The organism is Ruficoccus sp. ZRK36 (genome assembly GCF_019603315.1).
Classification (GTDB): domain Bacteria; phylum Verrucomicrobiota; class Verrucomicrobiia; order Opitutales; family Cerasicoccaceae; genus Ruficoccus.
On the sequence record NZ_CP080649.1, the window covers coordinates 2,843,214 to 2,857,136 of the forward strand.

Here is a 13,923-nt window from a genome sequence, read left to right on the forward strand (position 1 = left end):
TTCGGGGTCGCCCCCCGAAGATAATTGTGTGGTGAAGGTATTGGTCAAGCCTGTCGAATGCTCTCAGGCTGGATGCATCGCCCATCAGGCGAAGGCTAATGCTGGCTCTAGTCATTTTCGGTTGAAATAGCTTCGACGTGTCCGTCCACGTAGAGGGTGTTTCTAACATCGCCGTGGACGGGTTGCTCGGGAGCAAGGGGGTTCCCCTTGTAGCCAGGGGAGCCGATCTGGTCCAGGTCCCGCATCATCCACTCTCTCTCGGGGTGGGCGATCTGCATGTAGTTGACGGGGTTCTCGGCTTCACGGTCCTTGGACGAGTCGGCGGGATAGCCAAATGCCTTTACCGAGCTGCCGTCGATCAACTCCATGTTTTCATAGCGGAGGACGTAGCAGCGGGGAGGGATACTGTTATTCTGGTCCATGTAGGCCGGGCAGAGCATGATCTCAGCGAGAGAGGTGCCATCGACATCGACCGTCGATATCTCCATGTAGTCTTCGAACTCTGTCAGCAGGTGCCCGGAGCCGGTGTTCGGGTAGTTGGCCTTTTGCCCAGACCACAGCGGACCCGGCAGGATGCCCTTGTTGTCATTGATGTAGAGGCGTAGCCCAATCCCGATTTGGCGCAGGTGGTTCGAGCAGGTTAACAAATCGGTCTGTCGGCGGACAGAGCTGACAGTCGGAATCAAAATCCCGGCCAGAACGGTGATAATCGCACAGACAACCAGGATCTCGACCAAGCTGAAGGCGGGGCGGCGTTTAAATGAGGGGCACATGATAGGGAAGCAATGTTGAGTAAATTATCTTCTAGCTTGATTAGAGTATCAACTTAAGGTTTGCTTACACAGTTGTACGATGTCTGAGAAGCGAATCACCCAGCAGGATATTGCCAGAAAAGCAGGGGTTCACCGGGCGACGGTGTCCATGGCCTTGAAGCACCATCCGCGCATACCAGCGGCCACGCGCGAGCGCATCCTGCAGCTGGCGGAGGAGCTGGGGTACCGGCCGGACCCGATGCTGTCCGCGCTGGCTACGTACCGCAGCGGACAGCAGAAACATACCTATCAGGGGACACTCGCCTGGCTGGTCGTTCACCGGGAAGATATCGATTTGAAGTGGAGAGAGATCGATACCTATCGGCTCTACTATGAGGGTGCCCAGCATCGAGCCGACAAGTATGGCTACAAGGTGGAGGTCTTTGAGCTCGGGCATAACAAACTCAGCCCCAAGCGCCTCGCCTCGATGCTTAAGGCACGGAACATCAACGGTATATTGCTTTGCCCTCAGCCCAACCCCTGGGTGTCGATGGACTTTCCATGGTCAGATTTTTCACTGATAACCTTCGGCTATACCTTGCTAAAACCGAAGCTGCACACTGTGACATCTACGCAGTATCGGGCGATGGTGCAGACGATGACGGAAATGCATAAGGCGGGCTATCGCCGTATTGCATTTGTCTTTGATTTTGCTCAGGACGCCAAGGCGGACCACAACTTTCTGGCTGGCTATCTCGTAGCGCAACAGCAGATCGGGCAGCCACCGATGCTCATCGATTACCAGTGGCGGGATTTGAAAGGCTTCAAGGAGCGGATCGAGGGCATGCGGCCCGAAGCCATCGTGACCGGGGATTTTAAGATTCATCAACGGACGGCCGAGATAGGCATCCGTATCCCCGAGGATCTGCCTGTGGCCTGTGTGGCGCTCAACAGCCTCGACTCTGAGCTGACCGGTATCTGCGAAAACTCCTTTCACATCGGTGAAATTGCGGTCGAGCGGTTGGCAAATATGATCGCTCACGGGGAGCGCGGAGTTCCAGAACTCGTTCAACGTACGCACATTGAGGGACAGTGGGTGCCCGGAAAAACGTTGCCCCAGCTCTCCCAGCCATCTTAACACAGATCGCCTACGCCTTGAGAATGGGCCCCACATATGTGTACACCTGTGTGACTGGACTGGTCGTTTACAATTTCGGCAGATGATAGGAGTATTCAGGCCATGCAAGACGCAGGCCAGCCCCCCTTAGCTGCAGCAACTACGGCGACGATTTCTTCGCCCGTGGCTGAGGAGCGTATTCTATTTGCGATCAACCCTTTGGAGATAAAGACATTCTTCCCGGAGGGCATCCCTGAGTTTGGCTCCAAGGAGTGCATCCAGTGGGAAGTGCACGATACGCGCTTCATCTCAGGGGAAGAGTGGGAGAGCCTGCTGCAGGATTTTTCGCCTACGGTCATCGTGTCGGCGTGGACCACTCCGCGCATTACCGAAAACATCCTGAATAGCTCCTGGTTTTCCGTAAAATACATCTGCCATCTGCCGGGCTCTGTTAAAAAGCTGTTGCCGCCACTGGCCTTTGAAAAGGATCTGCTGATCAGTAACTGGGGCTCGCTGGCGAGTGACGCCGTTGCCGAGCATGCGCTTTTGCTGGTGATGGCCTGTTTGCGCCGTTTGCCGCAGTGGAATCCGGTCATGCGACTGGAGGGCAGCGATTATCAGGAGCAGCGTGTGGAGATGCAGACGCGGACGCTCTACGGCAAGCGCGTGGGGCTGCACGGCTTTGGCAAGGTCGCCCGTGAGTTGGTGAACCTCCTGAAGCCTTTCAAGGTTAAGCTCTCGGCCTACTCGGAGGGCGTGCCTCACGCATTTATGCGCGAGCACGGTGTAAAGCCCTGCGACTCGCTGGCCACGCTTTTTGCCGAGAATCAGGTCCTCATCGAGTGTGAAGCCCTGACGCAGGAGAATCAGGGCTCTGTCGATGCTCACGTCCTGGAGCAGCTCGATACCGGTGACGTACTGGTCAATGTCGGGCGCGGTGCCATTATCGATGAGGACGCACTGCTACGTCGCATTCAGGCGGGCGGCATCCGGGTCGGTTTGGATGTGTTTTCCAGCGAGCCGATCGGGGCAGATTCTCCCTTCTGGCAGGTGCCGGATGTCCTGTACTCACCCCATATCGCTGGCCCGGCGCAGGACGGTTTTGGCCTGTGCAGCGAGCTGGCCCGTGCGAATATCGACCGTTACCTCAAAGGGCTTCCCGTCGAGGCCCAAGTTACCCTGGAGGAATACCAACGCTCCACCTGAGGCGACGCATTCTCGAACCCAAACTTTTTCCTAAGATCACTTTACTGCCTGGCTGGCAGGATACTCCAACCCAAACCCATACCCAACTCCATGAATAAGAAATACATGCTTATCGCCGCACTGGCGGCTTCCACCATCAGTTTGAATGCTCAGACGGCCCTGTACCAGTTTGACTTTAACGACAACAACCTCGGTACGACCACGGCCTCGACCGGCTCCTCCACCATCACGGCAGACATGACCTACCACAGCTCTACCGGTGATACCGCTACGAACCTGCGGGGTGCTGACGGCAGCGGAGTATCTGGCCAGGCCGGTGACTACGCACTCGATCTCACCGGCGCGACCCGGATGGGTGGTACGAGCTCTGTGCCCGGCTACGGTGGCGTAGTCTACGCCTCTACTGGGAGCATGAATAACGCGACCTCCACGACGATCTCCATGTGGTACAATGCCTCCACCGAGGTCGGCAGTTTTGCGCGGCTATTCGAGTGTGGTTATACCACGATCTATGCTCTGGGGACGGGTGAGATCCGTGTCGCTTTCAGAATCACCGATGGGGTGAACCAAAGCGTCGATGTGAGTGACGCGGTTTTATCGCTTACTAACGAATGGGTCTTCTTCGCAACAACCTACGACAGCGCCACCGGGACGGCTAAGGTCTATGCCGGTTCCAAGGAAAGTGGTGTCCTCTCAGAGATTGCCAGCACGACGCTCGACCAGGGCACTATCGCCAACTCGACCGGCCTGGCCATCGGTAACAATCAACGTGGTTCCAACGAACGTCCCTTCCAGGGGCTGATGGACGATGTCAACGTATGGGTCGATGAGAGTGGCTCCGCTGGTGCACTGAGTGAAGCCCAGCTGCAGGGCGTGATGAGCGCATCCATCCCTGAGCCCTCCCACGCTGCCGCGCTGATGTGCGTAGTTGTTGGCGGCATGCTCCTGCTGCGTCGCCGTCGCCGCGCCTAGCATCCAGGGCCCCAGCGGTCCTCGTCAGTTCGTTGTTTTTGGGTTCATCTCGCGGGCTACATCCGCGAGGTGCTGGGTGCAGCATGTACCGAAATAGAGGGAAGGCAGAGGAATCTGCCTTCCCTTGTTGCACATGGGCACCATCGCAGTTGCTTCGTGCGTGTGACAATCTCGTAACCAGAGGCATCAGAAGGTGCGCTATTGGCGTTCCTAACGGTGCCTGATTCATGCTTGGAAGGCGCGGGGGAGTGGGTAGTTTTGATTTGCTACGCTAGGCTGATTTGCTTAGTATTCCGTCCCAATAATCACAGCGTCCGCCGGATAAACATCCAGCCAGGGTGGGCTGTCGCGGCTGTGCTTTACGGTGCAGGCGGGATATTCTATCGTCTGGTGACGGATTGATCGGGCAGGGCGACCATCCCCCTATACCAGCACCGCGATGTTAATCTCTTACCTGCTCACCGCCAGTTCGCTTCTGCTCGCTCCTGCCGCAACACCCACGCAGAGCCCGAGCACAGAAACGACCACCACAAAAACGGTCATCTCTCAAACCGTCACGACGACCCGCCAGCAGGCCAAGCCGGCCGAAGCTCACAGCGTCGCTATTTTCGTCAAGAACCGTGCCGGCTCCGACTGGGACGATGCGACGGAAATCTTTCAGGACTACCTGATCAGCCGCCTGGCGGACATGGACTTTGCCATCGTGACGCCGGATGACACCGTCTACGCGCTGGGAGATGGCTATCAGGCTCAGCAGATGGACAACGAGCTTAAGGACGGCACCTCGATGCTCCGCCTGGCCCAGAACCTAGATGTCGATTACGTGCTGGTGGCTGCGATTGACGGCATGACGCAGGAAAAACGCCAGTTCGAGGGCTACGGCACGAAGACCAAGAACGATATTTACCGCGCGCGGGTCAGCTACCGGCTGCTCGATGCGCCACAGGGCGGCAGCATGACCGGCTCAACTGTCACCGTGAGCGAGCAGCTGCGCCAGACGCCGAACTCTAGCGTGGCCAGCAACGACATTTACAATTCGCTGCTCGATAAGGCCGCGGTCAAGGTGTCCGAAGTGCTCGGCCAGCAGAAGGCCAAGGGGCGCATCAAGCCGCCCACCGAGATGGCCAAGCCCGTGCCCTTTAGCGTCGTTGTTGGCATCCAGGACATGAGCATCCCGGATGTTATCGATACCGGCGACGGCACGTACCAGCTGTCCAGTGAGAACTACTCGCTGGAGGGATACGGCGTCACCGTCGAGCTGGACGGTATCGCGATCGGCACGGCCACGGGTAAGCTTGTCGCCACGCCGGGCCTGCACCGTATGCGCTTAACCCGTCCCGGCTATGAGCCATGGGAAAAGAACGTCAAAGTCTATGACGGGCTGACCATGACAGTGACCATGCGCCTGAGCGAAAACGAGCGTCAGCGCTGGATGCAGAACTCGCAATTCCTCAACAATCTCCGCGCTCAGGCCGTGCTGACCGATGCCGAAGTCGAGCGCATCAAGGGCATGGCCCAGGCGCTTCGCCAGTCGGGGATGCGGATCGACTACCGCACCGACACGGACCTGCCGATCACGATCAACCCAACCCAGAGCATATTCTCTCAGGGCTTCCCCGCTACGGCGGAGGAAGTCGAGTAGGCCCCGCCTTTTTCACCACTAACTCTCTTTGACCATGAAGTTCGCCTTTTCCTCACTCTGTCTGTCTCTGATCCTCACCGGAAGCCTCGCGCATGCCGAGATGAAGACGCTCGCCGTCGATGCGGTGAAGATCACCCCCGCAACCCTGCAAACGGCTGCCGCTCACGGCTCCACGAATGCGCTCCAGCGCATTGCCCAGGGGCTGGATGGGCAGTTGATCGACCGCCTGCACAACACCCGTAAGTTCAAGGTCGTCGCCCAGAGCGATCTGGCGCAGCTCGTGAAGCAGCAGGAGTGGCAAAACTCCGGTAACGTGGACCCCAACGGCGCGGCTGATCAATTCGACACTGAAGGTGCGAACTACATGCTCGTGACGACGATCGACGATTTTCAGGACTACATCGACGAGACCGTTTATAAAACCATTGGCCGTCGCTCCACACAGCGCCAGACGAGCATTTCACTGGTCGCCAAAATCTACGATACCTCCACCGGAGCCCTGCTTGAGTCGGCCAATATCCAGGTCAGCGATCAACAGTCCCTCGATGACCCCAACTACTCAGTCGGCCGTAACGGAAGCCTGACGGATGACCTGCTTTCCACCCTTACGCGGCAGGCCGCCCAAATGATCGCCGAGCGCGTCGCGGATGTCGTTTACCCGGCCCGCGTCATCGCACTCACGGGCAGTCAGGCCACGATCAACCGCGGTGACGGCTCCGGCATTGCCGTGGGGCAGATCTGGTCGGTGTTTTCTCCCGGCCAGAATCTGGTAGACCCGGACACGGGTGAACTGCTCGGCGTGGAGGAGGTTCAGGTCGGTACGATGCGCATCACTCAGGTCCTCCCCAAGTTCTCCAAAGGCATACTGACTGAGAACCTCGGCGTTGAGCAGCTCAACATCGTCCGCCCGCAGTAAAATTTCATCACGGCCGCCCGCCACGGCCTGACTTTATTAGCTACACGCACACCTCAAACTCATACTGAATAATCACGACCTGTAAAAAAACTGCTATGTGTAAACCGACCTCTATCCTCATACCGGGGCTGCTGCTGTGCGTGCTGCTCTCCGGGTGCGCGACGTATAAAAGTGAAACCGAGCAACTGCGCAGCTCTTGGGCTGCCGGTAATATCGAGGGGGCCTATGACGAAGCCACATCTGGCGCCAACGACGATACCGAGTCTGTGGACATCGTGATCTGGCGCCTGGAGGAGGCCACCGCCCAGCGCTACCTGAACAACTTCTCGGACAGCAATGTCGTCTTTGGACAGGCGGGTGAATGGATATCCCGCTACGACTCCGAGGCTGAGGTCAGCCTGCTGGACGAGACGGAGGCGAACTTCACGAACCAGAGTTTTCTGCCCTATACCGGGTACTACTACGACCGCATCATGATGAATACCTACTGTGCGCTCAACAGCCTGCAGATGGGAAATGTGGATGAGATGCGTGTCTTTCTCAATCGGGCCTACGAGAGCCAGGAAAATGCCGTCTACGAGAATGCCGCCGATATCGAGAAGGCCGAGGAAGTGGCCCGCCAAGAGTCAGCCAAGGCCGAAAGCAGCAACGCGAACGACGCCTACAATGTCGATAAGGCCCTCGACGATAAGAAATTCAACTCGGAGATCACCCAGCACTACCAGTACCTCAAGGACTACCGGGTCTATGCCGACTACGTAAACCCGTACTCAGTGTTCATCGACGGTTTGTTTAGCCTGACCAACTCGATGGAGCAGAACGACCTTGAGCGCGCCCGCAAGAACCTGGAGCGCGTCTCCTCCATGGTCCCCGGTAACACCTACCTGCAGCAGGACCTCCAAACCGCTGATCAGATACTCGGCGGAGCCTCCTTTGAGCCGACGACTTACGTGATTTTTGAAACCGGGATGGCTCCTTCGCGCGACCAGATCCGCATCGACATCCCGCTGTTTGTCGTCACCCAGTCGGTGCCTTATGTCGGGGCGGCTTTCCCGCAGCTCAAGTTCAACGACAACTACGTGAGCGCGCTCAACGTCAAGGCCGCCGGTACGAGCTACCGTACGCAGGTCGTCTGCGATATGGATGCAGTCGTCGCTACCGAGTTCGATAACCGCCTGCCGCTGGTCATCACCAAGACGCTGATCTCTACTGGCACCAAGGCCCTCACGCAGTGGGCCCTGCAGGAGGCCGTGAAGAACAACTCCTACGCCTACTGGGGGGTCATGGTTGCCGGGACCATTTATCAGGCCGCCATGAACGATGCCGACCTGCGTACCTGGGTCACGCTGCCCAAGCAGTTCCAGTATTGCCGCCTGCCGACCCCTGCCGACCGCAAGATTACCATCTCTGCGGCGGGTACTGGCATGACACAGACCATCGACCTGGTGCCCGGCACGGTGAACCTCGTCTACGTCAAGAGCAACAGCCAGTACTGTCCGCTCATGATCCAGCAAAACTCACTTATCCCGCTCACGCCTGTCGAGGTTAAGCAGCCCACAAGCGCACCGGCGGAGAGCGTGGCGCAACTTTAACCGTTTCCGCTTGTTCTGGAGGGTGGGGCGCGGGCTTCGCCCTCCCAGCAAAGCCGGGATTGATCTTACCGCATATATTTCTATACTAACCGACGTACTTATGAAAAAAATCATCCTCTTTTCTTCCGCGACAGCCCTCCTGCTCCTGATGGGCGGCTGTCAGGGCGGCGGTAACGCCTCCTATGTTGATAGCAGCGGCCCGCGCACGGTCGTCAGCCTTGATAAGATTAACATCCAGGACTGGGAAAACGCCGCGAACCAGATGATTGATTCGCTCCTGAGCTCGGGTGTGGTTGAGCGCGCTCCCCAGCAGCCTGCCGTGATGGCGGTCAGCCGTATCGTAAACAACACCACGCAGGTCGTGGATACGAACATGCTGACGAAGAAAATCCGCATTGCTCTTAACCGCAGCGGTAAGGTTGTGACCACCACGACCTTTGGTGCCGATGGTAATGTCGAGGATCAGCTGGCCAAGGAAACCGGTGCCTATCAGGCCACCATGCAGGGGAACATGACCACGAATCCCTCGCCGATTCCTTACTATAGCCTCTCTGGTCGCATCATTGAGGACCGTGCTCGCGCTGGTAATACCCGTCAGGTCACCTACGTCTTCCAGATGTCTCTGACCACTACTCAGGATGGCCTGGCCGTCTGGGAAGACGAAGTCATGATCACCAAGCAGGGCTCCCGCGCCTCTGTCGGCTGGTAGGCAGGACATAATAGTCCTGCTCCTGTGATCCTCGGGATCACTGATGGCCGGGGTTGCACCCGGTGGTGTTGATGGCTCCGCTATGGCAGAGCCATGGGTAACGGTGTTTGTCGCTGACTCAAACGCACCCCACCTGAGCAATCGCAGAGAGGTTGCCATGGAGTGCCGCAGGGGCGAGGCCTCTCGATGCTTGCGGGTGTAACCTGCGGGGCAGCTATGGCAAAGCGATAGGGACTTTCCCCATCATTGCGTCCGGATGTAATCCAGGTAACTCGTCGCCTAGAAGTGCCAGAACAGCGGGATGATAATCATGCTCCCGATGAAGTAGAGGATGTTTAGCGGGATACCGACCTTGGCAAAGTCTCCGAAGCGGTAGCCACCGACGCCGTACACGTAGGTATTGGTCTGGTACCCGATAGGCGTGGCAAAGCTGGCCGAGGAGCCGATACAGGCCGCAATGATAAACGGCCGGGGATCGACATCCAGCATCTGGCCCAGTGCAATCGCGACCGGGGCCATGAGTACGACTGTCGCGTTGTTAGAGAGCAGCTCAGTCAGGATACTCGTGCTGATGTAGATAAAGGCCAGCATGACCAGCGGCTGCCAGGATACCGGGAAGTCATCCACGAGGTGGACGAGCTGAGACGAGGCGAGCTCAGTCGCCCCCGAGTCTTGCAGAGCCAGACCGAGGCCGAGCATACCGTAAATCAGCACCAGAATCCGCCACTCGATGGCAGCGTACGCGTCCTTCGGCTTAACGGTCCCCGAGAGGAAGAGAATGGCCACTGCGATGACGGCCATCGCGAAAATCGGGACATTCAGGAACGTCACCGCACCGATCATGCCTGCGATGACAGCGATCACCAGCGGCATACGGCGGCGCATGTCCTGAGCGGGGATATGGGGGCGGTCGAGCAGGATAATGTCCTCTGATGAGTGCATGTTATCGATTGCCTTATCCGTCCCCATCATGAGCAGGGTGTCCCCGAAATCCAGAGGCAGGGTTTCGAGCTTTTCGCGCACATTGCGACCTCGCCGGTGGACGGCGAGGATGATCATACGGTAGCGCTGGCGGAAGTTGATCTCGCGGATGGTCTTACCCACGATGGTAGACATCGGGCCGATCACGCCCTCGACGATAGCTCCCTCATGGGCCGAGATCGGCTGCAGGTCGAGGCCACGCTCACCGACAAAATCGATCCCCACGGTCTCACGGGCCTTGACGATGGCATTCGGGCGGCAGGCCAGCACCAGGCGGTCTCCCTCTCGGAGGGGTTGCGTCGGTAGGTCGCCGCTCAGGGCTACGCCGTCGCGGATGATTTCCAGCAGTCGGATGCCCCGTGTGCGCTTCAGCCCGGACTCGGCAAAGCTCTGGCCGTCCAGCTCGGTCCCTTGCTTGACGTAGGCCTCGGTGATGTACTCCTTGCGCTCCTCTTCGGAGAGGATCGCGGTCAGCGTCTCACGCACGGGCAGAATCTTTTTACCCAAAACAGCCAGGTAAAGCGTACCGATAATCATCAGCGGCAGGCCCACCAGCGCCAACTCAAACATGCCCAGTGGCTGCAGGCCATAATCCCTGATAATGCCGCTCATGAGGATATTTGTGCTGGTACCCATCAGCGTACAAACGCCACCAAAAATCGACAGGAACGATAGCGGGATCAGTAACTGCGAGGCCGGGGTGTTCATCTTGCGCGCCAGCGAGATGATGACCGGCATAAACACCACCACAACTGGTGTGTTATTGATAAAGGCCGAGATGCCGCCCACACCGATCGCCAGGGCCACGATAAAGAGCCCATAGGGGAGGCGGGTGAGCTTGCCCAGCTTCTGGGCCATGAGCTCGATGGCCCCGCATTTTTCCAGCGCCACACTGATGATGAACATCGCGGCGATGGTCAGGGGAGCCGGATTCGCAAAGACACTGACCAGCTCTCCGACCTCGGGCCAGTGGGTCGAGCCTGTGACCATACTGACAAGCAGCAGCGCTGCGAAGACGCAGATAGCCGTCACATCGACGGATATTTTTTCCGCAACGAAGCTGATCAGCGATCCGAGGAGGATGACGAGGACGACTATGATTTCCCAACTCATAACAGCAGGCGAAAGGGAGAAGATGTTCCGATCTGGAAAAATGCCAAGGCTTCTTTTTCGGGTCGGTCTGAGGCCTGTATTTGTAGCGGGTTGGTGGCGTATGGCAAAAGATTGATTCCACCGAGGCGTTTGTTTTAGCCTACGGGCTTCCTCTCAGAAAATTCTCTTATGAAAATGCTGTCACTACTCCTGCTCAGCCTGCTGGCGCTTACGGCCCGGGCCGAAACGATTACCGCTAAAGTCACGGCGGTGGATGATGATGCGCTGACCTTCGTCCTGGACGATGGGCGCGAGGTCAAGGTGTCGCGCGGGGACGCCCGCATCGGCTACGTCGGTCGCACCATCACCGGTAAGCTCGAGCCCGGCAACCCTCTGCCGACGCTGAGCGAAATCTGGCCCGTCAGTCCGGTCGATGATCTGCGTGAGCTGATCGCCACCGACGGGAAGCTCGTCACCGACACAGAGGCGCTTGGCCGCAAGGCCTTCCGTAAGGTCGGGCAGCAGATACCGGCCTTTGCGCTGTGGAATCAGGATGCCGACCTCGTCACGAACAAGACCTACGAGGGGCACCCGCTGGTGCTTTCGTTCATCTTTACCCGCTGCAAGATGGCTACGATGTGCCCGGCCACGACCGCCAAGATGGTAGCGCTCCAGCGGCAGGCCGCCGAGGCCGGGCTCGATAACGCCCGTTTTGCGCTCATTACCTTTGACCCTGAGTATGATACGCCGGGCATCTTTAACGAGTATGGCACGCAGCGCGGGGCGGATTTCGCGACGCTGAACTTCCTCACGGGCCCCAAGAATGTCACCGATGCCCTCATGCGGCAGTTTGGCATCCTGACCATCCGCGAGGACGGCACGATCAACCATACCGCCGCCACGCTCTTGATCGGCCCTGACGGCACCATCCTCTACCGCAGCGAAGGCCCCGGCTGGACCGCTCAGGAGTTTCTGGATAAGCTGAAGGAAGACTGAGCTTGTGAGTTTCGGTGGGCAAGTGCCCCCACGCTACGCCTTGGCGCTCTTGTCTGCTGCGTAAATGGTGATGTCGGCTGACTCCTCGCCGGTGATGTCGCGGGCACGCTTGAGCGCGTCGCGGGTGGCGATGGTCGGGTTTTCCGGTGAGTAGCGGAAGAGGTTGTCCTCACCGATCAGATCCAGCAGCCCGGCCTTGCGCATGACCGTCTCCAGCTCAGGATGGACACCGGAGACGATTAGGTCGCTGCCCTTACTGCGCGCGAAGCGGGTCAGCTCCATGATCGTGCTGGCCGCGGTCGCGTCGAGGTGGTGAGCATTGCGCATGCGCAGGATAATGATGCGCAGATCCGGGTGCTCAGCCAGGTGGCGCATCTGGTCCAGAAAAACATCACTGGAGGCAAAGAACAGGTCGCCCTCGACGTGAACGATAGCGATCTCGGGGCGGCGGTGTTTCTGCACGTCCGGGGCGCGTTCGAGGAGGTTACCCTGCTCGTCGAAGGAAATCTCCCGCAGCTCGGGCTTGGCTGCCTGGCGGACGAACAGACCGATCGAGATGGCCGCGCCCAGATAGATAGCGGTATCCAGCGGTAAGACCAGACCGCCGACAAAGGTCACGAGGAAGACCGTGGCGTCGTTCCGGGTCGTGCGCAGCATAAGCCGGATCTGCTCGCGGTTGATCAATGAGATGCCAACCAGGATGACGAGCGTGGCCAGGGCAGGGCGGGGGATGTAGGCGATCAGGTCGCCAAAAAGGAATAGGGCCAGGATCAGGAAGGTGCCGCTGTAGACGCTGGACATGCGTGTGGCGGGCTTGCTGCGGAAGTTCAGCATCGAGCGTGTGAGCGAGCCACTCACGGCCATGCCGCCTCCGAGTGAACTGGCCCCTGTCGCCACACCCATGGAGAGCATCTGCTGGTTCAGGTCGATGCGGTCACCGGCCTGCGCAGCCAGGGTCTTGGCGATGGATGAACTCTCCAGCATGGCCAGAAAGGCCACCGCCAGCGCTCCTCCGGCGATCTGCGAAAACTCCTCCCAGTGGAACATCGGGAGCGTGAGCGGCCAAGAGCTGGCACTGACCCCGGAGAGCATCTCAGGGTTGAGGCCGGTGGGACGCAGCAGCCACACGATGAGGCTCGTCAGCACCAGCGCGATAGCGATATTGGGAAGGCCCTTGGCCCAGCGCTTCAGCGGCAGATAGCAGGCCAGCGTAATGGCTGAGACGATCAGGGCGTTCCAGTCGGTCTGACTGAGGCCGCCGGAGAAATTACCCAGCGCCTCGGCAAAGGTCGCCGCCCTGGGCACATGCAGGCCGCAGACGGTTTTCAGCTGGTTGATGATGATGAGAAAGGCCGCCGCTGTGATGTACCCGCAGATGACGGCCTTGGAAATATACTGGGTGATCCCGGCAACCTTGCAGAATGCGCCCACGACCATGAAGATCGCGACCAGCATCAGGAGCAGGGGCAGGGCTAGCATCGCCTGCGTGGGGTCGTAGCCGAGCGAGAGAAAGACCGACAGCAGCATCACGGCGGTGGCGTTGCTCGGTCCGAGCATGATAAACCGCGAGCTGGCCAGGATGGGGCCGGTGATGGTCGAGAGCGAGGCGCAGAATATCCCCGTCTGCACGGGCAGGCCCGCGATCAGCGCATAGGCCATGCTTTGCGGAAAGTCCAGCAGGGCGACATTCGCAGCCGCTCCGAGGTCCTTTTTCGCCTTCTTGAAGCTGTAATTGCGCAAAACCCTCCCAATCGGGAACAGGTCCAGTCCATTCCAGCTTAACTTCCTTTTCTCTGTATTCTCAGTCCCAGCACCCTCATTCATCTTTACAATCACCAGTTCAAAGCAGAAATAAGAGTAACGGGCAAGCACGAGAACTTACTATCAGAAATAGAATTTACTAGTGTAAATTATAGTTTACATTTTGAGTTTGCACAAAATCTTTCAT

Annotated in this window: 11 protein-coding genes; 8 read left to right on the top strand and 3 right to left on the bottom strand. The window is 58.5% G+C overall.

Annotated elements, in window-relative coordinates:
* Positions 1-107: 107 nt before the first annotated feature.
* Positions 108-773 carry a type II secretion system protein gene (locus tag K0V07_RS12445; protein WP_220624094.1) on the bottom strand — a complete coding sequence of 222 codons (666 nt, stop codon included), beginning with the start codon at positions 771-773 and terminating at the stop codon, positions 108-110.
* A gap of 79 nt (positions 774-852) precedes the next feature.
* On the opposite strand from K0V07_RS12445, the gene K0V07_RS12450 reads away from it, so the two are divergent.
* From K0V07_RS12450 to lpoB, 7 genes are all read left to right on the top strand, one after another.
* Positions 853-1,890 carry a LacI family DNA-binding transcriptional regulator gene (locus tag K0V07_RS12450; RefSeq protein WP_220621717.1) on the top strand — a complete coding sequence of 346 codons (1,038 nt, stop codon included), beginning with the start codon at positions 853-855 and terminating at the stop codon, positions 1,888-1,890.
* A 102-nt stretch (positions 1,891-1,992) separates the two neighbouring features.
* Positions 1,993-3,075 carry a hydroxyacid dehydrogenase gene (locus K0V07_RS12455; protein ID WP_220621718.1) on the top strand — a complete coding sequence of 361 codons (1,083 nt, stop codon included), beginning with the start codon at positions 1,993-1,995 and terminating at the stop codon, positions 3,073-3,075.
* Positions 3,076-3,165: 90 nt separating this feature from the next.
* Positions 3,166-4,047, top strand: a complete 882-nt coding sequence (locus K0V07_RS12460; RefSeq protein WP_220624095.1) for a LamG-like jellyroll fold domain-containing protein — start codon at positions 3,166-3,168, stop codon at positions 4,045-4,047.
* Positions 4,048-4,486: 439 nt separating this feature from the next.
* Positions 4,487-5,689 (top strand): PEGA domain-containing protein, encoded by a 1,203-nt coding sequence (locus K0V07_RS12465; RefSeq protein WP_220621719.1) that lies wholly within the window; start codon positions 4,487-4,489, stop codon positions 5,687-5,689.
* Positions 5,690-5,723: 34 nt separating this feature from the next.
* Entirely contained in the window at positions 5,724-6,605 is an 882-nt protein-coding gene (locus K0V07_RS12470) for a CsgG/HfaB family protein (RefSeq protein ID WP_220621720.1), read from the top strand.
* 95 nt (positions 6,606-6,700) lie between these two features.
* Entirely contained in the window at positions 6,701-8,197 is a 1,497-nt protein-coding gene (locus K0V07_RS12475) for a hypothetical protein (protein ID WP_220621721.1), read from the top strand.
* Between the two features lie 100 nt (positions 8,198-8,297).
* Positions 8,298-8,906 carry a penicillin-binding protein activator LpoB gene (lpoB, locus tag K0V07_RS12480; protein WP_220621722.1) on the top strand — a complete coding sequence of 203 codons (609 nt, stop codon included), beginning with the start codon at positions 8,298-8,300 and terminating at the stop codon, positions 8,904-8,906.
* A gap of 279 nt (positions 8,907-9,185) precedes the next feature.
* On the opposite strand, the gene K0V07_RS12485 is transcribed toward lpoB, so the two are convergent.
* Entirely contained in the window at positions 9,186-11,000 is a 1,815-nt protein-coding gene (locus K0V07_RS12485) for an SLC13 family permease (protein ID WP_220621723.1), read from the bottom strand.
* A 168-nt stretch (positions 11,001-11,168) separates the two neighbouring features.
* Between K0V07_RS12485 and K0V07_RS12490 the strand changes: the two genes are divergently transcribed.
* The gene (locus K0V07_RS12490; RefSeq protein WP_220621724.1) at positions 11,169-11,975 is read left to right on the top strand and encodes an SCO family protein; all 807 of its coding nucleotides are present in this window, start codon (positions 11,169-11,171) and stop codon (positions 11,973-11,975) included.
* 33 nt (positions 11,976-12,008) lie between these two features.
* On the opposite strand, the gene K0V07_RS12495 is transcribed toward K0V07_RS12490, so the two are convergent.
* Positions 12,009-13,715, bottom strand: a complete 1,707-nt coding sequence (locus tag K0V07_RS12495) for a SulP family inorganic anion transporter (protein ID WP_255567974.1) — start codon at positions 13,713-13,715, stop codon at positions 12,009-12,011.
* Between the last annotated feature and the right edge of the window lie 208 nt (positions 13,716-13,923).